Origin of the sequence: Facklamia sp. P12937 (assembly GCF_050409505.1) — a bacterium.
In the GTDB taxonomy this organism is placed as follows: Bacteria; Bacillota; Bacilli; order Lactobacillales; family Aerococcaceae; genus Facklamia.
This window is the reverse complement of the sequence record NZ_JBNUPI010000048.1, coordinates 1-876: the sequence shown is the minus strand read 5'-3', so window position 1 is coordinate 876 and position 876 is coordinate 1. Positions and strand designations below refer to the sequence as shown.

2 protein-coding genes are annotated in these 876 nt (G+C 35.2%); both read left to right on the top strand.

Annotated elements, in window-relative coordinates; genetic code table 11:
• Window positions 1-405 precede the first annotated feature (405 nt).
• Window positions 406-795 (top strand): IS3 family transposase, encoded by a 390-nt coding sequence (locus tag ACQV2R_RS08635; protein ID WP_428892117.1) that lies wholly within the window; start codon window positions 406-408, stop codon window positions 793-795.
• Between the two features lie 17 nt (window positions 796-812).
• The coding region (locus ACQV2R_RS08630; protein ID WP_428892118.1) for a hypothetical protein at window positions 813-876 on the top strand (64 nt) is incomplete at its 3' end.

Genomic DNA, 876 nt, shown 5'->3' with positions numbered 1-876 from the left:
CCCCAAAAGTTCGAGTTAAAAACTAACTTTTGGGGGTCCTTTTATGTCTAAAAATAGGCTTCTGAATTGAAAATGAAAGTGATTGAAGGGTGTTTAGAAGGATAATTAGGTTACTAGGCTTTAACAAAAAATAGGGGATTCCTTCACCTTCTTTAGTCAAGAATCGGGTTTACACTTATAAAAGATAGGGGGCAAATGGGTTAAAAGCAATTCAAGGAAAAGCAGATTATTCTTTAGATTTTTAAGCTGAATGTTTTACACTTTAAGCAAAGAATAGCTGCTTCCTATAAAGAAACGGCAATCGCCTTTAACCTTACGAATCCATCAATGCTAGCTAATTGCAAAGGCGTTTATCTTGAAGGGGATTCTAAAGCTCTGAATAGACCGATAGAAAGGCCGCCCAAAGTGGTAAAGAAACTTAATAAAAACGGACTTCGTCAAAAGAATAAAGTTACTGATGATTCTGAATTAGAAGAAAAGACTCAACAAATATTTCACGAACTCTATGAAACCTATAGTTATCGACGAATTACGGCTGAATTATACAAAACACACCATCAAAAAATTGACCCTAAAAAAGCTTTACGAATCATGAATAAGCTCGGCTTAAAACTTACAAAATTCTGGCGAAAGTCACGTCGCTATAGCTCTTACAAAGAAACAATTGCTCCCAACCCCCTCAATCGTCGCTTTAGTGCAAAATATCCTCTTCAAAAATTAATCGCTGATGTGACAGCGTTCAAGACAGCCGATGAGCAGAAAATGTATTTAAGGCCTATTATGGAGAACCACTGACAAGTTATAAGAAACTGATGAATAAGATTAATCAATATATTCACCACTATAATCATAGAAGAATAAAACAAAAATTGAGCG